A 20,323-nucleotide genomic window follows, 5' to 3' on the forward strand; every position below is an offset into this window, starting at 1 on the left:
CGACAACCTGAAGTTCGACGTGACCTTGATCGCGCCGATCGCCATGGAAGAAAAACTGCGCTTCGCCATCCGTGAAGGCGGCCGCACCGTCGGCGCTGGCGTGGTGTCGAAAATCCTGAAGTAAATAGCACGCGAATCCCCTTTTCAACGGGGACCGCGCACTATAAGGGACCACAGCGGCGCATCTTTCGAGGTGCGCCGCTGACTTTAAGAACACTGCCCAAACTCACCAGCCTACCCAAAGTAACGTGAACCTATGGACCGGGCCACTGCTCCGTCTACGTTCAGAAGGAAGAACACATGCAAGGTCAAACCATCCGTATTCGGTTGAAAGCCTTCGATTATCGCGTACTGGATGCCAGCACAGCGGAAATCGTTAGCACCGCGAAACGCACCGGCGCCACTGTGCGCGGGCCGATTCCGCTGCCGAACAAAATTGAGAAATTCACGGTTCTCCGTGGTCCGCACATCGACAAAAAGTCGCGCGACCAGTGGGAAATCCGCACGCACAAGCGTCTTCTCGACATCGTTGATCCGACCCCCCAGACCGTTGACGCGCTGATGAAGCTCGACCTCGCCGCTGGCGTGGACGTCGAGATCAAAGTTTAAGGGGGATAGATAACATGCGTTCAGGCGTTATCGCTAAAAAGCTGGGCATGACCCGGCTGTTCCTTGAGAACGGCACCCAAGTTCCGGTGACCGTTCTGCAACTCGACAACCTGCAAGTTGTGGCACAACGCACCGTTGACCGCGATGGCTACACCGCTGTTCAGCTTGGTGCTGGTCTGGCGAAAGCCAAGCGCACGACGGCTGCTATGCGCGGCCACTTCGCCAAGGCTCATGTAGAGCCAAAGCGTAAGATCGCCGAGTTCCGCGTGTCGCCGGCTAACCTGATCGAAGTGGGCGCGGAAATTACCGCTGACCACTACCTTGCAGGTCAGTTCGTTGACATCGCTGGCACGACCAACGGTAAAGGCTTCCAGGGTGCTATGAAGCGTCACAACTTCGGTGGTCTTCGGGCTTCCCACGGTGTGTCGGTTTCGCACCGGTCGCACGGCTCTACGGGCCAGTGCCAAGATCCGGGTAAAGTCTTCAAAGGCAAGAAAATGGCTGGTCACATGGGCGCTGTGCGCTGCACCACCCAGAACCTGCAAGTCATCCGCACGGATGCCGAGCGTGGCTTGCTGATGATCAAAGGCGCAGTTCCCGGCACCAAGGGCGGCTGGGTCACCATCAAAGACGCAGTGAAGAAAGCGGCTCCGGCTGGTCTGCCTTTGCCTGCGGCGATCCGTATGGCGGCGCAAACCACTGCTCCGGCTGTCGAAGTGGCAGTTGAAGGGGGTGAAGCATGAAACTTGACGTAATCACACTTGATGGCGGCAAAGCTGGCACCATCGACCTCGACGAAGCTCTGTTCGGCCTCGACCCGCGCGCAGACGTTCTGCACCGTGTCGTCCGTTGGCAGCGCGCCCGAATGCAAGCAGGCACCCACTCGACGCTGACCCGCGCCGAAGTGTCCTACTCGACCAAGAAGATCTACAAGCAAAAAGGCACCGGCGGCGCACGTCACGGTTCCAAGAAAGCTCCGATCTTCCGTCACGGTGGCGTTGTCAAAGGCCCGCAACCGCGTTCGCACGCCCATGATCTGCCGAAGAAATTCCGCGCTCTGGGTCTGCGTCACGCTTTGTCGGCTAAGGCTAAAGCAGGCGAGTTGGTGATTTTGGATATGGCGACTATGGCCGAAGCCAAAACCTCGATCCTCGCAAAACACGTCCAGGAACTCGGCTGGAAACGCGTTCTGATCATCGACGGCGCAAGCGTTGACGCGAATTTCGCGCTGGCTGCTCGCAACATCGAAGGCATCGACGTGCTGCCAACCATGGGCGCAAACGTCTATGATATCCTGAAACGTGACACCTTAGTGATCACCAAAGCAGGTATCGAAGCATTGGAGGCTCGTTTGAAATGAGCATTAAACCCCAACACTACGACCTGATCAAAAAGCCAGTGATCACCGAAAAAGCCACTATGGCTCAGGAAAACAACGCGTTTGTTTTTCAGGTGTCGATGGATGCGACCAAGCCGCAGATCAAAGAAGCGATTGAAAACATCTTCTCTGTGAAGGTGAAAGCAGTCAACACCACGATCACCAAAGGCAAGGCCAAGAAGTTCCGTGGCCGCGCGGGTGAGCGTAGCGACAAGAAGAAAGCCTATGTCACACTAGAAGCCGGAAACTCTATCGACGTTTCCACGGGCCTCTGATATTGGCAGCGAATCCCACGGCCCCGGTTCTCCGGGGCCGTGGAGTTTTACAATACTCGGGTTGATTTGGTCCAACCAACGCAACCTAATCTCGGGGATCTACGGAGCCCTATAACCTCGGGTCTGCAATGTCAGACCCACTAGCTGACGGAAGACAGAAAGCATGGCACTTAAGTCGTATAAGCCGACGACGCCTGGCCAACGCGGGTTGGTTCTGATCGACCGTTCGGAATTGTGGAAAGGCCGCCCGGTCAAATCCCTTACTGAGGGTTTGACCAAAACAGGTGGCCGGAACAACACCGGACGTATCACGATGTGGCACAAGGGCGGGGGCGCCAAGCGTCTCTACCGTGTGGTCGATTTCAGGCGCACAAAATTTGATATTGCAGCGGTCGTTGAGCGGATTGAATACGATCCGAACCGTACCGCCTTTATCGCTCTGATCCGTTATGCGGACGGCGAGCTGTCGTATATCTTGGCTCCACAGCGTTTGGCGATTGGCGACAGCGTTATCGCTGGCGCTAAGACCGACGTGAAGCCGGGCAACGCGATGCCGTTCTCGGGTATGCCAATCGGTACGATCATCCACAACGTCGAGCTTAAAGCAGGCAAGGGCGGCCAGTTGGCACGCGCTGCTGGCACTTACGCTCAGTTCGTCGGTCGTGACGGTGGTTACGCGCAGATCCGTTTGTCTTCGGGCGAGCTGCGTCTGGTGCGTCAGGAATGCATGGCCACCATTGGCGCTGTATCCAACCCCGACAACTCGAACCAAAACTTCGGTAAAGCAGGCCGTATGCGTCACAAGGGCGTTCGCCCGACCGTGCGCGGTGTTGCAATGAACCCGATCGACCACCCTCATGGTGGTGGTGAAGGTCGGACCTCGGGCGGCCGTCACCCAGTGACGCCGTGGGGCAAAGGCACCAAGGGTAACAAGACCCGTAAGGCCAAGGCTTCGGACAAGTTGATTGTCCGGTCGCGTAACGCGAAGAAAGGGCGCTAATCCATGTCACGTTCTATTTGGAAGGGCCCGTTCGTCGACGGTTATGTTTTGAAAAAAGCAGAAACCGCGAAAGCCTCGGGCAAGAACGAAGTGATCAAGATCTGGTCGCGTCGCTCTACTATTCTGCCGCAATTCGTTGGGCTGACCTTTGCTGTTTATAACGGCAAAAAGCACATCCCGGTGAATGTGACCGAAGAGATGATTGGTCAGAAGTTTGGTGAATATTCGCCAACCCGGACCTATTATGGCCACTCGGCCGACAAAAAAGCCAAGAGGAAATAAGCCATGAGCACGGAAAAGAACCCCCGTCGCGTGGCGGAAAACGAAGCGATGGCGATCAGCCGTATGCTGCGTACCTCGCCGCAAAAACTGAATCTCGTAGCTGGCCTGATCCGCGGCAAGAAAGTTGAAAAGGCTCTGGCCGATCTGACTTTCTCGAAGCGCCGCATCGCTGGTGACGTGAAAAAGTGCCTGCAATCGGCAATCGCCAACGCAGAAAACAACCACAATCTCGACGTCGATAGCTTGATCGTGGCTGAATCCTGGGTCGGCAAAAACCTGGTGATGAAACGTGGCCGCCCGCGTGCGCGTGGTCGTTTCGGCAAAATCATGAAACCGTTCAGCGAGCTGACGATCATTGTGCGTCAAGTCGGGGAGTCTGCATAATGGGTCAGAAGGTCAATCCGATCGGCATGCGTCTTCAGGTCAACCGCACCTGGGACAGCCGCTGGTTCGCTGAATCGAAAGACTACGGCAACCTGCTGCTTGAAGATCTCAAAATGCGCGCGTATGTGCATGAAGAGTGCAAACAAGCCGGCATCAGCCGCGTGATCATTGAGCGTCCGCACAAAAAGTGCCGTGTGACCATTCACACAGCACGTCCGGGCGTGATCATCGGCAAAAAAGGCGCCGATATCGAAACTCTGCGCAAGAAACTGGCGGCATTCACCAAGTCGGACGTTCACTTGAACATCGTCGAAGTGCGCAAGCCTGAAGTTGACGCTCAGCTCGTTGCGGAATCGATCGCACAGCAAATGGAACGCCGGGTTTCTTTCCGTCGTGCCATGAAGCGCGGCGTTCAAAACGCGATGCGTATGGGTGCCTTGGGCATCCGTGTGAACGTCGGCGGCCGTCTCGGCGGCGCTGAGATTGCGCGGACCGAATGGTATCGTGAAGGCCGTGTGCCGTTGCACACCCTGCGCGCTGACATCGACTATGCTCTGTCCGAAGCCACGACTGCCTATGGCATCATCGGGGTGAAGGTCTGGATCTTCAAAGGCGAAATCCTTGAGCATGATCCGCAAGCCCATGATCGCCGTCTTGCCGAAGCGCAAGAAGGTGCAGCACCGCGTTCGCCTCGCCGCGACCGCGAACGCGCGTAAGGGAGAACTCAGATGTTGCAACCAAAACGGACTAAGTTCCGCAAGCAGCACAAAGGCCGTATCCACGGCGAAGCGAAGGGCGGCTTCCTGCTGAACTTCGGCTCCTTTGCGCTGAAAGCCACCGAGCCAGAGCGTGTGACGGCCCGTCAGATCGAAGCGGCCCGCCGCGCGATCACCCGCCACATGAAACGTCAGGGCCGCGTCTGGATCCGGATTTTCCCGGATGTCCCAGTCTCGTCCAAGCCTACCGAAGTTCGGATGGGTAAAGGCAAAGGCTCGACCGACTATTGGGCAGCCAAGGTCAAACCCGGCCGCATCATGTTCGAGATCGACGGCGTGTCCGAGATCATCGCCCGTGAAGCTCTGCGTTTGGGCGCGATGAAACTTCCGGTCACCACCCGGGTAGTAGCACGCGAAGATTGGTAAGGTTTTTTGCCTTCGGGCAAAAAACCAGTGCGGTGTAGCGAGTTTCCCTTGAAACTCGCGGGCCGTCACCCGGTTCAGAATAAAGCCCCGCCCTCACCGGCGGGGCTTTTCCATTTTGAACCCGTCACAGTCTGCGCTACCCTAAACCAAGGGAGGCCCACCCCATGCGCAGCAACGACACCGACATCGAAACCGTATTCGCCGAAGCCAAACTCTGGCCCGCCGAAGTCGCCGCCGTCCGCGCCATCCTGAAATCCACCCCATTGACCGAGCAACTCAAATGGGGCTCGCCCTGCTACACATGGCAGGGCCATAACATCGCCATCCTGTGGGAAATGAAATCCGGCTGCGTGCTGGGCTTCTTCAAAGGCGTCCTGTTGAAAGACCCGCATAACCTGCTGGAATTGCCGGGTAAAAACTCCCGCTCCAGCATGATGCTGCGCTTCACCGATCTCGCCGACATCGCCGCCAAAACCCACGCTGTCCTTGGCCTGCTGCATGAAGCGATGGCGAACGCGGAAGCCGGCCTGAAGGTCGATCTGCCGAAAGACGACCTCGACTATCCCGAAGAACTGATCGCCGCCCTCGAAGCCGACCCCGACCTAGCCACCGCCTTCGAAGCCCTCACCCCCGGCCGCCGCAGGGGCTACCTGCTGATTTTCTCCGAACCCAAACAGGCGAAAACCCGCGAAGCCCGCATCGAGAAACACCGCGCACGGATTTTGGCAGGGAAGGGGATGCATGATCGGTGAGGGGTTTGCCGAATGTAGCTGAACTTTCGGCTTATCCATCCAAGTTTTCATAGTACAGCAGCGCCGCCAAGTTCCGTCGCTGATGGACGATCCTCAGAATGGCCGCACTGCCCACGCCAGTTTTCGCGGGCAAAAAGAATATGACATGCTTTTCATGCGGCATTGACCTCATGCCCATAAGCATCAGATCGCGCGGACGACCACAGTTGGGGTCTTCAGCAATCCGCTCCATCGCCGCAGCAAGCCCAGCGAAATAGCGTAACCACTGCCCGGCCGCCCATCTGTCTATAGTATACGCGCGGATATCCTCGATATCTAACAAGGCTCTGCGCGAGAGCCGGATCGTCATCAGCGGAACGCGTCAGGCTCGAAGACGCGCGGGTCGAAGTCAACATACTCGCCGCGCTCCACTTCCTCCGCCGCAGCCTCCAACTCGGCCTTCAACGCATAAAACGCCCGAGCGCCGTCCTTCTCCATAATCGCCCGCATCCCCGCCCGCACCACTTCGCTCAGGTTGGCATAAGCCCCCGAACGAATTTGCGCCTCAGCGTATTCTTGCATCGGTTTGGTTAGGTGAACATTGGGCATGATGGGCCTCCTATGGCAAATTGTATCAGATACTGACATGAGGGCAACTCAATATGCATCGTTGGGTTCGCCTGCGAAGGCTCGCAAGCGTTTAGGGATTTACTTTTTGGCTTTCGCTCGGTTTAGTCAGTCTAAATTATTGTAAAGGAACGCTAAATTGCAACAAAGTTCAGAGATATTCACTTTAATCGCGGTCTTGTTTGCCTTGATTGGGGCTGGTTTGGCCATCTATGGTTTAAACATTATGTACGACAATTCCTATTCTCAGAAGGTGGTGGGAGGTGACGCCTACAACTACATAATTTACGCTACTCGTGGCACCGGCTTTATCTGCGCTGGCATCGTATCTGCGGTCTTGAGCGTCACAGCGGCGATAGCCTCCTTGAAGCTCGGCTACCTTGCTTCAAAAGGTGTCAAACAGACATTCGACACGCCCGAACAATAAAGCACGATTCCCGAAGTCCGGCACTCCCGAGCGTCAGGTGCGTTTGATTGTCCTTGAGTTTTGAATGTGTACAATCCCCCTTGCCCAATCCCCCCCCATCACCTATACGACCCCATCCACGGCTCCGAGGCGACTCGGAATCGGTGGTTTTACATTGATCCACCGGGTTCAGCGTGACCTTGCCGCAAGGTAGGGGCGCTCTGGTGATTGAAAAAGGAACAGGCGCATGACCGCCAAGGAACTATTGGGCAAATCGCCCGAGCAGCTGCGTGAGAGCCTTGTGGCACTCAAGAAAGAAGCGTTCAACCTGCGCTTCCAAGCAGCGACCAACCAGCTGGAAAACACCTCGCGTATGCGCGCTGTTCGCCGCGAAGTGGCACGTATTATGACCGTGCTGAACCAGAAAGCCGCAACCGCGGCTGCGAACTGAGGAGTAGACACCATGCCGAAACGTATCCTGCAAGGCGTCGTAACCTCGGACAAGAACGAGCAAACCATCACCGTTTTGGTGGAACGCCGCTTCAAGCACCCGTTGTTTCACAAGACCATTCGTAAGTCGAAGAAATATCGCGCGCACGACGAGAACAACACCTACAAGACCGGGGATTCAGTCCGCATTGAAGAATGTGCGCCGATCTCGAAGACCAAACGCTGGACGGTGGTTGTCGCTGCATAAGCGCCAACCTTCGTCTTTTTCTGAATACGAAACCCTGGGCAATGATGCCCAAAGGTCGGGAGAAACCAAATGATCCAGATGCAGACCAATCTGGATGTTGCTGATAACTCGGGCGCTCGCCGAGTTCAGTGCATCAAGGTTCTGGGCGGCTCGCATCGCCGCTATGCATCCGTGGGCGACATCATCGTGGTGTCGGTCAAGGAAGCAATTCCGAAAGGCCGTGTGAAAAAAGGCGACGTGCGTAAAGCCGTTGTTGTTCGCACCGCCAAAGAAGTTCGCCGTGAAGACGGCACCGCAATTCGTTTTGACCGCAACGCTGCTGTCATCCTGAACAATCAGGGTGAACCAGTCGGCACGCGTATCTTCGGGCCAGTGGTGCGTGAGCTTCGCGCGAAGAACTTCATGAAAATCATCTCGCTGGCTCCGGAGGTGCTCTGATGGCTGCGAAGCTTAAAAAGGGCGATACCGTCGTCATCCTGACTGGCAAAGACAAGGGCAACAAGGGCGAGATTTCGTCCGTGAACCCGACTGCCAACAAGGCCATCGTCGATGGTGCCAACATGGCGATCCGTCACACCAAGCAAAGCCAAACCTCGCAAGGCGGCCGCATCTCGAAAGCGATGCCTATCGACCTGTCGAACTTGGCCCTGCTGGACAGCAAAGGCAAAGCAACCCGCGTCGGCTTCCGTATGGAAGGCGACAAGAAGGTTCGCTTCGCTAAGACAACTGGGGAGGCGATCTGATGCTCGACCAAGCCACCTACACCCCGCGTCTGAAAGCTGACTATAAGGACCGCATCTGCGCGGCGCTTATGGAAGAGTTCGGCTACAAGAACGCGATGCAACTGCCCCGTCTGGACAAGATCGTTCTGAACATGGGCGTTGGTGAAGCCGTCAAGGACACCAAGAAGGTCAAGAAAGCCGCCGAAGAGATGACTCTCATCGCCGGTCAGAAGGCAGTCATCACCCATGCGAAAAACAGCATTGCTGGTTTCCGTGTGCGTGAAGAAATGCCGCTTGGCTGTAAAGTGACCCTGCGCGGCGACCGGATGTTCGAATTCCTCGACCGTCTGATCACCATTGCTCTGCCTCGGGTTCGCGACTTCCGCGGCTTGAAGCCGACCTCGTTCGATGGCCGTGGCAACTACGCCATGGGCTTGAAAGAGCAACTCGTGTTCCCCGAAATCGAATTCGACAAAGTCGATGAAGTGCTCGGCATGGATATCATCATCTGCACCACCGCTAAAACCGATGCAGAAGCGAAGGCACTGTTGAAGCAATTCAACATGCCCTTCACTTCTTGATCGCGCGAGGAACCTGACAATGGCAAAAAAATCCATGGTGAACCGCGAAGTGAAGCGCGAGAAGCTGGTGAAGCAACATGCTTCCAAGCGCGCAGCACTGAAAGCGGTGATCAACGACCAAGCGAAACCGGTGGATGAGCGCTTCAAAGCGACCATCAAACTGGCCGAGCTGCCCCGCAACTCGTCGGCTGTCCGTTTGCACAATCGTTGCCAACTGACCGGCCGTCCGCATGCGTATTATCGCAAGCTCAAACTCTCGCGCATCATGCTGCGTGATCTCGCCTCGTTCGGCCAGATCCCCGGCATGGTCAAGTCGAGCTGGTAAGGAGGTCGCCAAATGATGATGAACGATCCTATCGGCGACATGCTTACCCGTATCCGTAACGCGCAAATGCGTGGCAAATCGACCGTGTCGACCCCTGCCTCGAAACTGCGCGCCTGGGTTCTGGACGTGCTCGTAAGCGAAGGCTACATCCGCGGTTTCGAGCGCGCCAAGACCGACAACGGTCAAGGCGAGCTGGTAATCAGCCTGAAATACTTTGAAGGCGTTGCTGTGATCCGCGAAGTTAAGCGCGTGTCCAAGCCTGGCCGTCGGGTATATATGTCGGTTAAGGAAATTCCGACCGTGCGTAACGGTCTCGGTATCTCCATCGTGTCCACGCCAAAAGGCGTGATGTCAGATGCAAATGCGCGCGCAGCCAATGTTGGCGGCGAAGTGCTTTGCACCGTGTTCTGAGGAGGGTGGCATGTCTCGTATCGGCAAAAAACCCGTAGAACTGACCAATGGCGTCTCGGCGTCTGTGTCAGGTCAAACCATCGAAGTGAAGGGTCCGAAAGGCACCCGCAGCTTCACCGCAACCGACGACGTGACGCTCACGATCGACGAAGGCAGCATCAAAGTGACCCCACGTGGCACTTCGAAGCGCGCGCGTCAGCAGTGGGGCATGGTTCGGTCGATGGTTGAAAACCTCGTCACTGGCGTCACCGCTGGTTTCAAGAAAGAGCTAGAGATTCAAGGCGTTGGTTACCGCGCTGCGATGGCTGGCAATGTTCTGAAACTGTCGCTTGGCTACAGCCATGAAGTCAACTTCGCCGTTCCAGCCGGGGTCACCGTGACCTCGCCGAAGAACACCGAAATCATTGTGGAAGGCATTGACCAACAGCTCGTTGGTCAGGTCGCTGCGAACATCCGCGAATGGCGTAAGCCCGAGCCCTACAAGGGCAAAGGCATCCGCTATAAGGGCGAGTTCGTGTTCCGCAAAGAAGGCAAGAAGAAGTAAGGGACACAATCATGGCAAACACCAAGAGAGACCTGTTCCTCAAACGCCGTCAGCGCGTTCGGAACAAAATCAAAGCGACATCGCATGGGCGCCTGCGCCTGTCGGTTCACCGCTCGAACAAAAACATCAGCGTGCAGCTGATCGACGATGTAAAAGGCGTGACCATCGCCTCCGCCTCCACGCTGGAGAAGGAATTCGGGGTTATCGGCAAGAACAACGTCGAAGCAGCGACGAAAATCGGTTCGGCAATCGCCGAGCGGGCCAAAAAGGCCGGTGTTGAAGTGTGCTACTTCGACCGCGGCGGTTTCCTCTTTCACGGTAAGATCAAGGCTTTGGCCGAGGCTGCCCGTGAAGGTGGATTGCAGTTCTGAGGAGTTGAAAAATGGCAGAACGTGATAACCGTCGGGACAATCGTGGTGGCAATGGCCGCGATAACCGGCCGGAAGAAACCCCTGAGTTCGCCGACCGTCTGGTCGCGATCAACCGGGTGTCGAAAACCGTTAAGGGCGGCAAACGCTTTGGCTTTGCAGCACTTGTGGTAGTCGGCGATCAAAAAGGCCGTGTCGGCTTCGGCAAGGGCAAGGCTAAGGAAGTTCCGGAAGCGATCCGCAAGGCGACCGAGCAGGCAAAACGCCAGCTTATTCGCGTGCCGCTGAAAGACGCCCGCACCCTGCACCACGACATGGAAGGCCGTCATGGCGCCGGTAAAGTGGTGATGCGGACGGCTGTTGCCGGTACTGGCATCATCGCCGGTGGTCCGATGCGCGCTGTGTTCGAAATGTTGGGCCTGCAAGATGTGGTGGCAAAGTCCATCGGCTCGCAAAACCCCTACAACATGATCCGCGCCACCATCGACGGGCTGAAGTCCGAGACCTCTCCACGTCAAGTCGCGGCACGCCGTGGCAAGAAAGTGGCAGAGATCCTGAACAAGCCCGCCGCTGAAGTAGTGGAGGCTTGAACATGACCGACACCGTGAAGAAAACCATCGTGGTTAAGCAGGTAGCTTCGGCTGCCCGCCGCCCCGCCAAACAGACCGCGACCCTGAAAGGTCTCGGCCTGAACAAAATGAACCGCACCCGCGAGCTGGAAGACACACCTTCCATCCGCGGCATGGTCAACAAGATCTCGCATCTTGTAACGATCATCGAAGAGCGCGGCTGATAGCTGCACCTTCGGGTTAATCAAAAACGCCCCGCCGAAAGGTGGGGCGTTTTGCTATTTGCAGTTAGTATTTTTAGATATTTAAGTTGCGGGACCGTAGCGGTATCGGCATCAAAGTGTTGATTTTATAGAAATCATGAGGGGCAAGATGGCTAAATTAGTTAAAACTCAAGTTACTAAGCATCAGCGTGGATTTTTTGGCCGTGTATGGCAGATAGTGTTCTGGCTATTTCAGGCCGCGATGGTTGCTTTTGTGGTGGCGAACCTAAATACGGTTGGCGACGTGAGCTCTGACTGTGTAACCCAAAATGCTGATGCTCTGAATGCCTCTGCTTGCAAAACTGGCGCTGCTATTGGCGGTGGCATTGTTGCTGTGACTGGGTGGTTTTTGTGGTTCCTCGGAACCGTCCTGCTGGCGGTTCTGATGTTTGCCACTCGGGGTAAATTGGTCACTTATGATGTGGTAAAGTAGCAATTACTGGCATTAAGCACAAACGCCCTGCCGAAAGGTAGGGCGTGTTTGGGACGGATGACCACGCCTGCAGTTGCTCCCTAAACCTACTGCGTAAACCGAAACGCCTCACAAAACCGCACCAGCCGAGCGTTACCCTTATCCTGCAAGGCCCGACCCCAAGCCTCATCCAGCACCACCTGAGCCGCCTCAATCCGCTCGCCATCCCGCTCGCCATGCACGCGGGTATCGCCGTGGAACAGACTGCCCCGCACGTCTTGGATCACCAAAAAGAAATCCGAAACCGAATTCACCGCCCGCGCCTTCTTCCAAGACACCGCCCGATCCATATCGACCTTCATCAGCCGAGGCGGCGCGTTGAACAGCACCTCAACCTCTGGCAATCCCCGGCAATGCGCCAGAAATCCGTCACCCAGATCGCCCGCAAACCCGGCCCAGCCAGCCTCGGCCGAGGTGCCGGGCTTTTCATATTTCAAATACCCCGCCAGCTTCAGCGCATATTCAAACCGCGCAAAAGTCGCGACCAAGCTGCCCCATTCATTCTTGAACAGCAGCTTAATCCCCGCCCGATAATTGGTATCCACCGCCATGACAGCCCCCGTGCAAAACAAACCGCAGATACGCAGGATTTGCGGCGGGAGTCTAGTTGGGTGCAGCAATGCTCTGGTGCCGAGTTCGCCCAGCAATCAGTGGACCTAGTCCGATGGAAGCTTGAAGCTGCACGGGTCTTGGCTTTATCTTCCCGCATCGGGTGAAACATTTACAGAAATAGCTGGCGTCAAATCCGCGACGCTAATGCCAGCAAAAGCTAATTGCTCTTTGCCCCCATCCCCTCTATACGCCCGCAATGCCCCACCTATCGGCATAAGAATCAATAACAGCCGCGTTGCCCTCCCCGTCGCAGGGAGAAGCTTTCCGGCATAGGAGTATGCGACATGAAATTGAATGAACTGCACGACAATCCCGGTGCAACCAAAAAGCAAAAGCGCGTGTCACGTGGTCCGGGTTCGGGCTCGGGTAAAATGGGTGGCCGTGGTATTAAGGGTCAGAAATCGCGTTCGGGTGTCGCTATTGGCGGCTACGAAGGCGGCCAGATGCCACTGTATCGCCGTTTGCCAAAGCGCGGCTTCAACAAGCCGAACCAAGATCGCTTTGCGGTGATCAACCTTGGCCTGATCGAGAAATTCATCGGCCTCGGCAAACTCGACGCGCAAGCTGAGATCACCGAGGATATGCTGGTTGACGCGGGCCTCACCGGTCATAAGCGTGACGGCATCCGCATCCTGAACAAAGGTTCGATCACCACTGCGGTCAAACTGAACGTGACGGGCGCTTCTGCTGCGGCTGTCGAAGCTGTTGCAGCCGCTGGCGGCACTCTGACGGTGGCACCAACCCTGCCCGCTTTCACCAAAGCCGTCCGCAAAGCATAACTAACGCCTTGTGAGCTGTCGTCAGACGGCTTACATAGCTTCAAGTTTCCCGCGCCGCCGACCGGAAACGGTTTGGCGGCGCTTCCCATATCGGGTTTACGCAGAAAGAACTGGGCATGGCTTCAGCTGCCGAACAGATGGCCGCGAACCTCAGCTGGGGTACGCTTGGCAAGGCGACGGATCTCCGTAGCCGGATTTTCTTCACCGTTGGTTTGCTGATGGTGTACCGGCTTGGCACCTATGTGCCGGTTCCGGGCATTGACGGCACTCAGTTGCGCAATTTCATGGACAATGCGGGGCAGGGCATCGGCGGTATGCTGTCGATGTTCACCGGTGGTGCGATCAAGCGCATGGGCATCTTTGCCTTGGGGATCATGCCCTACATTTCGGCCTCGATCATCATTCAGCTTCTGGCCTCGATGATCCCGGCGCTGGAGCAGATGAAGAAAGAAGGCGACGCCGGCCGCAAGAAGATGAACCAGTGGACGCGCTACGGCACTGTTGGTCTGGCCATTCTGCAAGGGTTCGGCATCGCGAAGTCGATTGAAGCGGGCGGTTTGGCCCATTCTCCCGGCCTGTATTTCGTGATTTCCTGCGTGGTGACGCTGGTGGCTGGCACGATGTTCCTGATGTGGCTGGGTGAGCAGATCACCGCGCGCGGCATCGGCAACGGCACCTCGCTGATCATCTTCACCGGCATCGTCGCCGAAATCCCACATGCGCTGGCGCAATTCTTCAGCCAAGGCCGCTCGGGTGCGATCTCGACCCCGGTGATCTTGGGTGTGCTGGTGATGGTTGTCGCCGTGATCGCCTTCGTGGTGTTCATGGAGAGGGCCTTGCGCAAGATCCACATCCAGTATCCGCGCCGTCAGGTTGGCATGAAGGTCTACGATGGCGGCTCGTCGCATTTGCCGATCAAGGTGAACCCGGCGGGCGTTATCCCGGCGATCTTCGCCTCGTCCCTGCTGCTGCTGCCAACCACGATTGCGACGTTCTCGGGTGCCAACACTGGTCCGATCATGTCAACGATCCTCGCGTATTTCGGCCATGGACAACCGCTGTATCTGGCATTCTTCATCGGCATGATTGTGTTCTTCGCGTATTTCTACACCGCCAACGTCTCGTTCAAGACCGACGAAGTCGCGGATAACCTGAAGAACCAGAACGGCTTTATTCCCGGCATCCGCCCCGGCAAAAAGACCGAGGAATATCTCGATTACGTCGTCAACCGCATCCTGGTGCTGGGGTCTGCCTATCTTGCGCTTGTCTGCCTGCTGCCCGAGATTTTGATCAGCCAGTTGTCAATTCCGTTCTACTTCGGCGGCACTTCGGTGCTGATCGTGGTGTCGGTGACGATGGATACGATCAACCAGATTCAGTCGCATTTGCTTGCGCATCAGTATGAAGGCTTGATTGAGAAATCGCAGTTGCGTGGTAAAAAGCGCAGCACGGCAAACCGTCCGCCCGCGCGGCGTTGAACGGGCTATGACTTTAGGCCCGGCGTAACCCGCCGGGCCTTTTCTTTGACAGAAAGGCTAACTATGGCAAATATCATCCTCCTCGGCCCGCCCGGTGCCGGTAAAGGCACCCAAGCCAAGCGCTTGGTCGATGAACGCGCCATGGTGCAGCTGTCCACCGGTGACATGCTGCGTGAGGCTAAAACCTCTGGCACCGAAATGGGCAAGCGGGTCGCCGAGGTGATGGATAAGGGCCAGCTCGTCACCGATGACATCGTGATCGGTTTGATCGCAGAGAAGCTATCGCACCCTGCCGCAGGGGGCTTCATCTTTGACGGCTTCCCCCGCACGCTGCCGCAGGCCGACGCCTTGGCCGATCTACTGGCGAGCCACGGCCAAAGCCTTGATGCGGTGATCGAGCTGGTGGTTGATGATGCAGCCCTGATGGGCCGCATCGTGCGCCGCGCAGAGGAGATGATGGCCAAGGGTCAGCCTGTCCGCCGTGATGACACGCCAGAAGTGTTTGAGCTGCGCCTGCGTGAGTTCTACAAGAACACCGCGCCGTTGATCGGCTATTACTGGGCGAAAAAAGATTTGCGCCAGATTGACGGCATGGCGGATATGGACACTGTCGCCGCCGAGATTGCCAAAGTTCTTGACAAAGCGTAATTAGGTCGCCCGCTGCCCTTGACGATATGTTCAAAAGCCCATAAAGCACGGCGTCCCGCAGCGGAATCGCTTGCGGGATTCCTTATTTGTTAAGGATTCGAATCGCCCTCGGTTTCGACCCAAGGCGGTGTTGTGAAAAAAGGTTCTGGCACTACGGAACCGCAACCATGAAGGAATACACGTTTGGCACGTATTGCTGGCGTTAACATCCCGACCGCGAAACGGGTTCCCATCGCGCTCACCTATATCACCGGCGTTGGCCCGCATATCGCAGAGCAAATCTGCGCATCTGTCGGCATCGACCGCGCACGTCGCGTAAATCAGCTTTCGGACGCCGAAGTGCTGCAAATCCGCGAATTCATCGACGCTAACGTCACGGTTGAAGGCGATCTGCGCCGCGAGACCTCGATGAACATCAAGCGTCTGATGGACCTCGGCTGCTATCGTGGCCTGCGTCATCGTAAGGGCCTGCCGGTCCGCGGTCAGCGCACCCATACCAACGCTCGCACCCGCAAAGGCCCCGCTAAGGCCATTGCTGGCAAGAAGAAATAAGAGGGGCGTTTAGATATGGCACGCGATACCAAAGCATCCCGCACGAAGAAAAAAGAACGCAAGAACATCGCCGCTGGCGTGGTTCATGTGAACTCTTCGTTCAACAACACCAAAATCCTGATCTCCGACGTTCAGGGCAACGCGATTTCCTGGTCGTCCTCGGGCACCATGGGCTTCAAAGGCTCGCGGAAATCCACACCTTACGCAGCGCAAATGGCAGCAGAAGATGCAGGCCGTAAAGCGCAAGAGCATGGCATGAAGACTGTTGAAGTCGAAGTGCAAGGTCCGGGTTCGGGCCGCGAGTCTGCTCTGCGCGCTTTGGCAGCTGTTGGCCTGAACGTCACTTCGATCCGTGACGTCACCCCGTTGGCCCACAACGGCTGCCGTCCGCCCAAACGCCGTCGCGTTTAAGGCAATTCTATTGGTCGGGTCGTGCGATGTCTGCACGGCCCGATTTCTGCATTTCTGAACCTCGGGCGTCCTCTGCTTAGGACATGAGCAGAAGACAAGTATGGAGGCGACCACATGATCCACAAAAATTGGCTCGAACTGATTAAACCAACGCAGCTGGTTGTGAAGCCGGGGGCTGATGCGCAACGCACCGCCACCGTCATCGCTGAACCGCTGGAGCGTGGCTTTGGTCTGACTTTGGGCAACGCGCTGCGTCGCGTGCTGATGTCGTCGCTGCAAGGTGGCGCTATCACGTCCGTGCAAATCGATAACGTTCTGCACGAGTTCTCCAGCGTTGCTGGCGTGCGCGAAGATGTCACCGACATCGTGCTGAACCTGAAAGGCGTTTCGCTGAAGATGGAAGTCGAAGGCCCGAAACGGCTGTCGATCTCTGCCAAAGGCCCGGGCGTCGTCACTGCTGGCGACATCTCGGAAACCAACGGCATCGAAGTGTTGAACAAAGACCACGTCATCTGCCACCTTGATGACGGCGCTGATGTGTTCATGGAATTGACCGTGAACACCGGCAAAGGCTACGTCGCCGCTGACAAAAACCGCCCGGAAGATGCGCCAATCGGCCTGATCCCGATCGACGCGATCTATTCGCCGGTGAAAAAAGTCTCATATGAAGTCACCCCGACCCGCGAAGGTCAGGTGCTCGATTATGACCGTCTGACGATGCGTATCGAAACCGATGGCTCGCTGACCCCAGAAGACGCCGTGGCTTATGCCGCGCGTATTCTGCAAGACCAGCTCGCCGTGTTCGTCAACTTCGACGAGCCGGAAGCTGCTGGCAAAGGCATCGAAGATGCGGGGCTAGAGTTCAACCCGCTGCTGCTGAAGAAAGTGGACGAGTTGGAATTGTCGGTGCGTTCGGCAAACTGCCTGAAAAACGACAACATCGTTTATATTGGCGATCTGATCCAGAAAACCGAAGCAGAAATGCTGCGCACCCCGAACTTCGGCCGCAAATCTTTGAACGAGATCAAGGAAGTATTGTCGGGTATGGGTCTGCATCTGGGCATGGAAGTCGAAGACTGGCCGCCAGAAAACATCGAAGATCTGGCCAAGCGTTTCGAAGATCAGTTCTAAGAATAAGGGCGAGGGTAACCTCGCCCAGTTACCAATGCCTGCAATAGCAGGGAATAAATGGGCGCAAGCCCCAAGGTGAGCGGGACCAATCGTAGGTCTTGCCGGACAAAGTATAACATAGCGTCTAGGAGATTCCGATGCGTCACGCCAATGGTTACCGCAAACTAAACCGCACCCATGAACACCGCAAAGCGATGTTCGCCAACATGGCCGGTTCGCTGATCGAGCACGAGCAGATCAAAACCACCCTGCCGAAAGCCAAAGAACTGCGCCCGATCATCGAAAAGCTGATCACTCTGGCCAAACGCGGCGATCTGCACGCCCGCCGTCAAGCGCATTCGCAGCTGAAACAAGACATCCACACCGCGCGCCTGTTCGAGATTCTCGGCCCACGCTACCAAGACCGTCAAGGCGGTTACGTCCGCGTGCTGAAAGCCGGTTTCCGGTATGGCGACATGGCTCCGATGGCGATCATCGAGTTTGTTGACCGTGATCCGAGCGCGAAAGGTGCAGCCGACCACGCCCGCACCGCTGCTGAAGACGCCTTCGAGTCTTAAGCTCCACGCGACATAGGATTAGAAAACCCGCCCCAGTTGGCGGGTTTTTTTCGCTTCCGAACCCTCGTTAACTTGGCGTTAACTATCAATAACGCAACGTTAACCATGATAACCGTGGGTAACCTGCAACCTTTACGTACTTTTTGAAGCTATTTTTCGATTTGGTGGTTAACTGCAAAGCGCGGACGGATTCGGCTATAGCACGCACGGCCCGGACTGCCTAAAGTTGTAAAAGAATCAAGATGATCGAAAAACATGTCCGTTAAGCTAGGTATAGACGTCGAGTTACATCAGTTATCCCTTATGGCCCCGGCGGGTTACTTCGTCGGGCTTCATATTCGTTTCACTGCGCCGCTGTTCACATTCCAGACCTATGATCAGCAATGGCTCGATTACTACACCGAAAAAGGCTACGTTCTGCGCGATCCGATGGTGGCTTGGGGCTTTAGCGCCACTGGCACAATTCGGTGGAGCGATAGCGGCTTGCCAGACCCATTTGGCCTGTTCAATGAAGCCGCAAAATACGGCCTGAACTTTGGCGCCACCGTTGCGTGTGGCCCGGTCAAATCCCGATCCATCGCCTCATTTGCCCGCTCTGACCGGGAGTTTGAGGACCATGAAATTGCAGCCATCGCAACCATTGTGCATCGGCTGCATGACGTCACAGAGCCGCCAGAAGAGCTTACCAAAGCTCAGATAGAGGCTCTGCGCTGTATCGCTGGGGGGGACCGGTTTACTGCCGCTGCGGCGAAACTCGGAATTTCAGAAAGCGCGCTGAAGGCCCGCGTGACATCAGCAAGAATACGCCTGATGGCCCGCACCACGGCCGAAGCCATTCAACGTGCAAAGGATTACCGACTGATCTGAATAACCCCTTCCGCGATGTTCCGACTGCCATCTGAACATAACGGAGACTAAAATGCTCACCACCACAACCACACTTTCATTTGCAAACCTCCACAATCATGGAGAATTATTCGCGAACATGCTGCGCGCGCGGCGTGAATTGTTCATCGTCCACAACAAGTGGGATCTGCCCGAAGCTTTGGGCATGGAATATGACCAGTATGATACCCCAGCCAGCCGTTGGGTTGTTGTGCATGACGATAATGGCAGAGTTATGGCAGGCAATCGCTTAACTCCAACAACGACGAAATGCGGCATTTATACTTACATGATCCGCGATGCGCAGCGTGGTTTGCTGGATACTATCCCGGCCAACCTGCTGACAGATGAGGCCCCCGTGGGCGATCACATCTGGGAATCGAGCCGTTTGTTCGTCGCCCATGACGTGCCGTCGTCGATTCGCCGCCGCGTTCATGCCCAGTTGATCCAGCAACTCGGCGACACCGTGCGCGGCTTGGGGGCGACGCACTGCCTGACCCTGCTGGCCGCAACTTGGCCGCGTTGGGCTGACCGTGTTGGCGTGAAGATGAAGGCGATGGGGCCAGTGATGGAAATCGACGCCATTGATAACCAAGTGGTCGAGATGGATTTCAGCATGACCAAGCACTAAAAGCGGCTCGGGTTTATCTTCGCTGGTCGGGCGCAATCCGATCAAAGCGACGCACCAATTCTTCGGCCGGATTGGTTCAAGATAAACCCCAGACCCGCTCTGACTGAGTTTATGTGGCCCAAGGGGAGCAGGGTCGCAGATGCTCAGTTGACCGCAATCAGAAGGCAGGGGAGGGCGCAATCCGCCTTCCCCCGCCCCACATTGCCGCGTAAACTAAAGCAATGTCAGATCTTTTCGACACTCCCGGAAAACCAATGCCCGAGGCGCCGCGCCCCTTGGCTGACCGTTTACGGCCGCGCAATTTGTCCGAGGTTATCGGTCAGGGCCATGTGCTCGGCCCCGATGGCCCGCTGGGCGCGATGCTGGCGTCGCATAGCCTGTCGTCGCTGATCTTATGGGGTCCGCCCGGCGTTGGCAAAACTACCATCGCCCGGCTTCTCGCGCACGAGTCCGACCTCAACTTCGTGCAAATCTCGGCAATCTTCACTGGTGTGCCGGACCTGCGCAAAATGTTCGAATCCGCCAAAATTCGCCGCCAAAACGGCCAAGGCACGCTGCTGTTTGTTGATGAAATCCATCGCTTCAACAAAGCCCAGCAAGATGGCTTCCTACCCTACATGGAAGACGGCACTATCCTGCTGGTCGGTGCCACCACCGAAAACCCCAGCTTTGAATTGAACGCCGCTCTCTTATCCCGCGCGCAAGTCATCATCCTGGAACGCCTCAACCTGATAGACCTCGAACTTCTCGCCCAACGCGCCGAGAAAGAACTCAACCGCGCGCTTCCCCTGACTGGCGATGCCCGAGAGGCAATCATCGAGATGGCCGACGGCGATGGCCGCGCTTTGCTTAA

36 protein-coding genes and 1 pseudogene are annotated in these 20,323 nt (G+C 56.5%); 34 read left to right on the forward strand and 3 right to left on the reverse strand.

All coding sequences use genetic code 11. The features are described 5' to 3' along the window. From tuf to JWS10_RS21000, 11 genes and pseudogenes are all read left to right on the forward strand, one after another. Nucleotides 1-124 (forward strand): annotated as a pseudogene (gene tuf, locus JWS10_RS20950) (elongation factor Tu); the annotation flags it as partial. Between the two features lie 176 nt (nt 125-300). Then, the gene (rpsJ, locus tag JWS10_RS20955) at nt 301-609 is read left to right on the forward strand and encodes a 30S ribosomal protein S10 (protein ID WP_054006329.1); all 309 of its coding nucleotides are present in this window, start codon (nt 301-303) and stop codon (nt 607-609) included. A gap of 14 nt (nt 610-623) precedes the next feature. Continuing rightward, a complete protein-coding gene (gene rplC / locus JWS10_RS20960; RefSeq protein ID WP_299509887.1) occupies nt 624-1,352 on the forward strand; it encodes a 50S ribosomal protein L3 in 729 nt (242 codons plus the stop codon). Then, on the forward strand, nt 1,349-1,969 hold the full coding sequence (gene rplD, locus JWS10_RS20965; protein ID WP_299509890.1) for a 50S ribosomal protein L4: 621 nt from the start codon (nt 1,349-1,351) through the stop codon (nt 1,967-1,969). The genes rplC and rplD overlap by 4 nt, the downstream gene beginning before the upstream one ends. Further along, nucleotides 1,966-2,262 (forward strand): 50S ribosomal protein L23, encoded by a 297-nt coding sequence (locus tag JWS10_RS20970; protein WP_054006317.1) that lies wholly within the window; start codon nt 1,966-1,968, stop codon nt 2,260-2,262. The genes rplD and JWS10_RS20970 overlap by 4 nt, the downstream gene beginning before the upstream one ends. 163 nt (nt 2,263-2,425) lie before the next feature. After that, nucleotides 2,426-3,262 (forward strand): 50S ribosomal protein L2, encoded by an 837-nt coding sequence (gene rplB, locus JWS10_RS20975; RefSeq protein ID WP_299509898.1) that lies wholly within the window; start codon nt 2,426-2,428, stop codon nt 3,260-3,262. Between the two features lie 3 nt (nt 3,263-3,265). Then, nucleotides 3,266-3,544 (forward strand): 30S ribosomal protein S19, encoded by a 279-nt coding sequence (gene rpsS / locus JWS10_RS20980; protein WP_299509900.1) that lies wholly within the window; start codon nt 3,266-3,268, stop codon nt 3,542-3,544. 3 nt (nt 3,545-3,547) lie between these two features. After that, nucleotides 3,548-3,928 (forward strand): 50S ribosomal protein L22, encoded by a 381-nt coding sequence (rplV, locus tag JWS10_RS20985; RefSeq protein ID WP_054006320.1) that lies wholly within the window; start codon nt 3,548-3,550, stop codon nt 3,926-3,928. Next, nucleotides 3,928-4,644, forward strand: coding sequence for a 30S ribosomal protein S3 (gene rpsC / locus JWS10_RS20990; protein WP_299509903.1), 717 nt, complete (start codon nt 3,928-3,930; stop codon nt 4,642-4,644). Before rplV ends, rpsC begins: the two co-directional genes overlap by 1 nt. A 12-nt stretch (nt 4,645-4,656) precedes the next feature. Then, nucleotides 4,657-5,070, forward strand: coding sequence for a 50S ribosomal protein L16 (rplP, locus tag JWS10_RS20995; protein ID WP_054006322.1), 414 nt, complete (start codon nt 4,657-4,659; stop codon nt 5,068-5,070). A 164-nt stretch (nt 5,071-5,234) separates the two neighbouring features. Next, complete coding sequence (locus tag JWS10_RS21000; RefSeq protein WP_299509905.1) at nt 5,235-5,822, forward strand: YdeI family protein; 588 nt, start codon at nt 5,235-5,237, stop codon at nt 5,820-5,822. Nucleotides 5,823-5,853: 31 nt separating this feature from the next. On the opposite strand, the gene JWS10_RS21005 is transcribed toward JWS10_RS21000, so the two are convergent. Both JWS10_RS21005 and JWS10_RS21010 read right to left on the reverse strand, forming a co-directional pair. Then, nucleotides 5,854-6,171: a type II toxin-antitoxin system RelE/ParE family toxin gene (locus JWS10_RS21005; protein ID WP_299509908.1), complete on the reverse strand. Its 318-nt coding sequence runs from the start codon at nt 6,169-6,171 to the stop codon at nt 5,854-5,856. Beyond that, nucleotides 6,171-6,410 (reverse strand): type II toxin-antitoxin system ParD family antitoxin, encoded by a 240-nt coding sequence (locus JWS10_RS21010; RefSeq protein WP_299509909.1) that lies wholly within the window; start codon nt 6,408-6,410, stop codon nt 6,171-6,173. Before JWS10_RS21010 ends, JWS10_RS21005 begins: the two co-directional genes overlap by 1 nt. 157 nt (nt 6,411-6,567) lie before the next feature. On the opposite strand from JWS10_RS21010, the gene JWS10_RS21015 reads away from it, so the two are divergent. The 13 genes from JWS10_RS21015 (at nt 6,568) to JWS10_RS21075 (ending at nt 11,747) form a co-directional block, all read left to right on the forward strand. Then, nucleotides 6,568-6,855, forward strand: a complete 288-nt coding sequence (locus JWS10_RS21015; RefSeq protein ID WP_299509911.1) for a hypothetical protein — start codon at nt 6,568-6,570, stop codon at nt 6,853-6,855. A 226-nt stretch (nt 6,856-7,081) separates the two neighbouring features. Next, nucleotides 7,082-7,285, forward strand: coding sequence for a 50S ribosomal protein L29 (rpmC, locus tag JWS10_RS21020; RefSeq protein WP_299480763.1), 204 nt, complete (start codon nt 7,082-7,084; stop codon nt 7,283-7,285). A gap of 12 nt (nt 7,286-7,297) precedes the next feature. Then, complete coding sequence (gene rpsQ, locus JWS10_RS21025; protein WP_054006326.1) at nt 7,298-7,531, forward strand: 30S ribosomal protein S17; 234 nt, start codon at nt 7,298-7,300, stop codon at nt 7,529-7,531. 69 nt (nt 7,532-7,600) lie between these two features. Then, nucleotides 7,601-7,969, forward strand: a complete 369-nt coding sequence (rplN, locus tag JWS10_RS21030) for a 50S ribosomal protein L14 (RefSeq protein WP_013066055.1) — start codon at nt 7,601-7,603, stop codon at nt 7,967-7,969. After that, nucleotides 7,969-8,274 carry a 50S ribosomal protein L24 gene (gene rplX / locus JWS10_RS21035; protein ID WP_299480802.1) on the forward strand — a complete coding sequence of 102 codons (306 nt, stop codon included), beginning with the start codon at nt 7,969-7,971 and terminating at the stop codon, nt 8,272-8,274. The genes rplN and rplX overlap by 1 nt, the downstream gene beginning before the upstream one ends. Further along, nucleotides 8,274-8,834, forward strand: coding sequence for a 50S ribosomal protein L5 (rplE, locus tag JWS10_RS21040; protein WP_299480804.1), 561 nt, complete (start codon nt 8,274-8,276; stop codon nt 8,832-8,834). The genes rplX and rplE overlap by 1 nt, the downstream gene beginning before the upstream one ends. A 19-nt stretch (nt 8,835-8,853) precedes the next feature. Next, nucleotides 8,854-9,159, forward strand: coding sequence for a 30S ribosomal protein S14 (rpsN, locus tag JWS10_RS21045; protein ID WP_284326654.1), 306 nt, complete (start codon nt 8,854-8,856; stop codon nt 9,157-9,159). A 12-nt stretch (nt 9,160-9,171) separates the two neighbouring features. Continuing rightward, nucleotides 9,172-9,570 (forward strand): 30S ribosomal protein S8, encoded by a 399-nt coding sequence (gene rpsH, locus JWS10_RS21050; protein WP_299480808.1) that lies wholly within the window; start codon nt 9,172-9,174, stop codon nt 9,568-9,570. A gap of 10 nt (nt 9,571-9,580) precedes the next feature. Further along, nucleotides 9,581-10,114 (forward strand): 50S ribosomal protein L6, encoded by a 534-nt coding sequence (gene rplF, locus JWS10_RS21055; RefSeq protein ID WP_299480810.1) that lies wholly within the window; start codon nt 9,581-9,583, stop codon nt 10,112-10,114. Nucleotides 10,115-10,125: 11 nt separating this feature from the next. Then, nucleotides 10,126-10,485 carry a 50S ribosomal protein L18 gene (gene rplR / locus JWS10_RS21060; RefSeq protein ID WP_299480813.1) on the forward strand — a complete coding sequence of 120 codons (360 nt, stop codon included), beginning with the start codon at nt 10,126-10,128 and terminating at the stop codon, nt 10,483-10,485. 11 nt (nt 10,486-10,496) lie between these two features. Then, entirely contained in the window at nt 10,497-11,072 is a 576-nt protein-coding gene (rpsE, locus tag JWS10_RS21065; protein WP_299480816.1) for a 30S ribosomal protein S5, read from the forward strand. 14 nt (nt 11,073-11,086) lie between these two features. Next, the gene (gene rpmD / locus JWS10_RS21070; protein ID WP_299480910.1) at nt 11,087-11,275 is read left to right on the forward strand and encodes a 50S ribosomal protein L30; all 189 of its coding nucleotides are present in this window, start codon (nt 11,087-11,089) and stop codon (nt 11,273-11,275) included. 148 nt (nt 11,276-11,423) lie between these two features. Then, the gene (locus JWS10_RS21075) at nt 11,424-11,747 is read left to right on the forward strand and encodes a hypothetical protein (RefSeq protein ID WP_299509913.1); all 324 of its coding nucleotides are present in this window, start codon (nt 11,424-11,426) and stop codon (nt 11,745-11,747) included. Between the two features lie 86 nt (nt 11,748-11,833). Here JWS10_RS21075 and JWS10_RS21080 read toward each other — a convergent pair whose 3' ends face one another. Further along, nucleotides 11,834-12,337: a hypothetical protein gene (locus JWS10_RS21080; RefSeq protein WP_299509915.1), complete on the reverse strand. Its 504-nt coding sequence runs from the start codon at nt 12,335-12,337 to the stop codon at nt 11,834-11,836. Between the two features lie 345 nt (nt 12,338-12,682). On the opposite strand from JWS10_RS21080, the gene rplO reads away from it, so the two are divergent. From rplO to JWS10_RS21130, 10 genes are all read left to right on the forward strand, one after another. Beyond that, nucleotides 12,683-13,177: a 50S ribosomal protein L15 gene (rplO, locus tag JWS10_RS21085; RefSeq protein WP_299480822.1), complete on the forward strand. Its 495-nt coding sequence runs from the start codon at nt 12,683-12,685 to the stop codon at nt 13,175-13,177. A gap of 116 nt (nt 13,178-13,293) precedes the next feature. Then, nucleotides 13,294-14,655, forward strand: coding sequence for a preprotein translocase subunit SecY (secY, locus tag JWS10_RS21090; protein ID WP_299480825.1), 1,362 nt, complete (start codon nt 13,294-13,296; stop codon nt 14,653-14,655). Between the two features lie 63 nt (nt 14,656-14,718). Beyond that, nucleotides 14,719-15,303, forward strand: coding sequence for an adenylate kinase (locus tag JWS10_RS21095; protein ID WP_299480828.1), 585 nt, complete (start codon nt 14,719-14,721; stop codon nt 15,301-15,303). Between the two features lie 183 nt (nt 15,304-15,486). Continuing rightward, nucleotides 15,487-15,855 (forward strand): 30S ribosomal protein S13, encoded by a 369-nt coding sequence (rpsM, locus tag JWS10_RS21100; protein WP_299480831.1) that lies wholly within the window; start codon nt 15,487-15,489, stop codon nt 15,853-15,855. 15 nt (nt 15,856-15,870) lie between these two features. Next, nucleotides 15,871-16,266, forward strand: coding sequence for a 30S ribosomal protein S11 (gene rpsK / locus JWS10_RS21105; RefSeq protein WP_054006341.1), 396 nt, complete (start codon nt 15,871-15,873; stop codon nt 16,264-16,266). Between the two features lie 114 nt (nt 16,267-16,380). Then, a complete protein-coding gene (locus tag JWS10_RS21110) occupies nt 16,381-17,397 on the forward strand; it encodes a DNA-directed RNA polymerase subunit alpha (RefSeq protein ID WP_299480838.1) in 1,017 nt (338 codons plus the stop codon). A gap of 137 nt (nt 17,398-17,534) precedes the next feature. Next, complete coding sequence (gene rplQ, locus JWS10_RS21115) at nt 17,535-17,954, forward strand: 50S ribosomal protein L17 (RefSeq protein ID WP_299480841.1); 420 nt, start codon at nt 17,535-17,537, stop codon at nt 17,952-17,954. A gap of 255 nt (nt 17,955-18,209) precedes the next feature. Continuing rightward, nucleotides 18,210-18,821, forward strand: a complete 612-nt coding sequence (locus tag JWS10_RS21120; protein ID WP_299480844.1) for an autoinducer binding domain-containing protein — start codon at nt 18,210-18,212, stop codon at nt 18,819-18,821. A gap of 52 nt (nt 18,822-18,873) precedes the next feature. Beyond that, nucleotides 18,874-19,470: an acyl-homoserine-lactone synthase gene (locus tag JWS10_RS21125; RefSeq protein ID WP_299480846.1), complete on the forward strand. Its 597-nt coding sequence runs from the start codon at nt 18,874-18,876 to the stop codon at nt 19,468-19,470. Nucleotides 19,471-19,691: 221 nt separating this feature from the next. Further along, nucleotides 19,692-20,323, forward strand: a 632-nt coding sequence (locus JWS10_RS21130) for an AAA family ATPase (protein WP_299509918.1), incomplete at its 3' end; no start/stop codon positions are given.

The organism is Cypionkella sp., assembly GCF_028290025.1.
In the GTDB taxonomy this organism is placed as follows: Bacteria; Pseudomonadota; Alphaproteobacteria; order Rhodobacterales; family Rhodobacteraceae; genus Cypionkella.

Bases quoted from the DNA above. Each gene is read 5' to 3' on its own strand.
- rpsJ (WP_054006329.1), top strand. From the start codon at position 301: ATGCAAGGTCAAACCATCCGTATTCGGTTGAAAGCCTTCGATTATCGC.
- rplC (WP_299509887.1), top strand. From the start codon at position 624: ATGCGTTCAGGCGTTATCGCTAAAAAGCTGGGCATGACCCGGCTGTTC.
- rplD (WP_299509890.1), top strand. From the start codon at position 1,349: ATGAAACTTGACGTAATCACACTTGATGGCGGCAAAGCTGGCACCATC.
- JWS10_RS20970 (WP_054006317.1), top strand. From the start codon at position 1,966: ATGAGCATTAAACCCCAACACTACGACCTGATCAAAAAGCCAGTGATC.
- rplB (WP_299509898.1), top strand. From the start codon at position 2,426: ATGGCACTTAAGTCGTATAAGCCGACGACGCCTGGCCAACGCGGGTTG.
- rpsS (WP_299509900.1), top strand. From the start codon at position 3,266: ATGTCACGTTCTATTTGGAAGGGCCCGTTCGTCGACGGTTATGTTTTG.
- rplV (WP_054006320.1), top strand. From the start codon at position 3,548: ATGAGCACGGAAAAGAACCCCCGTCGCGTGGCGGAAAACGAAGCGATG.
- rpsC (WP_299509903.1), top strand. From the start codon at position 3,928: ATGGGTCAGAAGGTCAATCCGATCGGCATGCGTCTTCAGGTCAACCGC.
- rplP (WP_054006322.1), top strand. From the start codon at position 4,657: ATGTTGCAACCAAAACGGACTAAGTTCCGCAAGCAGCACAAAGGCCGT.
- JWS10_RS21000 (WP_299509905.1), top strand. From the start codon at position 5,235: ATGCGCAGCAACGACACCGACATCGAAACCGTATTCGCCGAAGCCAAA.
- JWS10_RS21005 (WP_299509908.1), bottom strand. From the start codon at position 6,171: ATGACGATCCGGCTCTCGCGCAGAGCCTTGTTAGATATCGAGGATATC.
- JWS10_RS21010 (WP_299509909.1), bottom strand. From the start codon at position 6,410: ATGCCCAATGTTCACCTAACCAAACCGATGCAAGAATACGCTGAGGCG.
- rpmC (WP_299480763.1), top strand. From the start codon at position 7,082: ATGACCGCCAAGGAACTATTGGGCAAATCGCCCGAGCAGCTGCGTGAG.
- rpsQ (WP_054006326.1), top strand. From the start codon at position 7,298: ATGCCGAAACGTATCCTGCAAGGCGTCGTAACCTCGGACAAGAACGAG.
- rplN (WP_013066055.1), top strand. From the start codon at position 7,601: ATGATCCAGATGCAGACCAATCTGGATGTTGCTGATAACTCGGGCGCT.
- rplX (WP_299480802.1), top strand. From the start codon at position 7,969: ATGGCTGCGAAGCTTAAAAAGGGCGATACCGTCGTCATCCTGACTGGC.
- rplE (WP_299480804.1), top strand. From the start codon at position 8,274: ATGCTCGACCAAGCCACCTACACCCCGCGTCTGAAAGCTGACTATAAG.
- rpsN (WP_284326654.1), top strand. From the start codon at position 8,854: ATGGCAAAAAAATCCATGGTGAACCGCGAAGTGAAGCGCGAGAAGCTG.
- rpsH (WP_299480808.1), top strand. From the start codon at position 9,172: ATGATGATGAACGATCCTATCGGCGACATGCTTACCCGTATCCGTAAC.
- rplF (WP_299480810.1), top strand. From the start codon at position 9,581: ATGTCTCGTATCGGCAAAAAACCCGTAGAACTGACCAATGGCGTCTCG.
- rplR (WP_299480813.1), top strand. From the start codon at position 10,126: ATGGCAAACACCAAGAGAGACCTGTTCCTCAAACGCCGTCAGCGCGTT.
- rpsE (WP_299480816.1), top strand. From the start codon at position 10,497: ATGGCAGAACGTGATAACCGTCGGGACAATCGTGGTGGCAATGGCCGC.
- JWS10_RS21075 (WP_299509913.1), top strand. From the start codon at position 11,424: ATGGCTAAATTAGTTAAAACTCAAGTTACTAAGCATCAGCGTGGATTT.
- JWS10_RS21080 (WP_299509915.1), bottom strand. From the start codon at position 12,337: ATGGCGGTGGATACCAATTATCGGGCGGGGATTAAGCTGCTGTTCAAG.
- rplO (WP_299480822.1), top strand. From the start codon at position 12,683: ATGAAATTGAATGAACTGCACGACAATCCCGGTGCAACCAAAAAGCAA.
- secY (WP_299480825.1), top strand. From the start codon at position 13,294: ATGGCTTCAGCTGCCGAACAGATGGCCGCGAACCTCAGCTGGGGTACG.
- JWS10_RS21095 (WP_299480828.1), top strand. From the start codon at position 14,719: ATGGCAAATATCATCCTCCTCGGCCCGCCCGGTGCCGGTAAAGGCACC.
- rpsK (WP_054006341.1), top strand. From the start codon at position 15,871: ATGGCACGCGATACCAAAGCATCCCGCACGAAGAAAAAAGAACGCAAG.
- JWS10_RS21110 (WP_299480838.1), top strand. From the start codon at position 16,381: ATGATCCACAAAAATTGGCTCGAACTGATTAAACCAACGCAGCTGGTT.
- rplQ (WP_299480841.1), top strand. From the start codon at position 17,535: ATGCGTCACGCCAATGGTTACCGCAAACTAAACCGCACCCATGAACAC.
- JWS10_RS21120 (WP_299480844.1), top strand. From the start codon at position 18,210: ATGTCCGTTAAGCTAGGTATAGACGTCGAGTTACATCAGTTATCCCTT.
- JWS10_RS21125 (WP_299480846.1), top strand. From the start codon at position 18,874: ATGCTCACCACCACAACCACACTTTCATTTGCAAACCTCCACAATCAT.